This window comes from Virgibacillus sp. M23 (genome assembly GCF_034190895.1).
GTDB lineage: Bacteria > Bacillota > Bacilli > Bacillales > Amphibacillaceae > Virgibacillus > Virgibacillus salarius.
The window spans coordinates 1-454 of sequence record NZ_JAWDHA010000250.1; the positions used below are offsets into that span (position 1 = coordinate 1).

General features: G+C 48.9%; 1 protein-coding gene. It reads left to right on the forward strand.

Annotation, left to right across the window (positions count from 1 at the left end; translation table 11 throughout):
- A partial coding sequence (locus RVS70_RS22370; protein ID WP_321134906.1) for a polyketide synthase occupies nucleotides 1–454 on the forward strand: 454 nt, incomplete at both ends.

Genomic DNA, 454 nt, shown 5'->3' on the forward strand with positions numbered 1-454 from the left:
GTGCTGTACCTATCGAGGCAGCAGGCGACATTGCGATAATCGACTTGGCGGGCAGGTATCCGAAGGCAGCCAATATTCATGAATTTTGGAACAATCTGAAAGAGGGGAAGGACTGCATTAGTGAGATCCCTGAATCGCGCTGGGATTGGCGGCGCTTTGAAGGAATCACATCTCCTTCGGGTAAGGACATTTCCAAATGGGGCGGATTTATTGATGATCCCGAATGCTTCGATCCCCAATTTTTCAGAATCACGCCGAGAGAAGCAGAGACAATGGACCCTCAGGAGCGGCTGTTTTTAGAGACATGCTGGGAAACGATTGAGGATGCGGGCTATACGCCAAAGACGTTAGCTAAGCCTAAAGGACGAAACAAAAAGCAGCATGTAGGCGTTTTTGCCGGCGTCATGCACAAGGATTATACATTAGTCGGAGCTGAAGAAGCATCAGCAGAAAA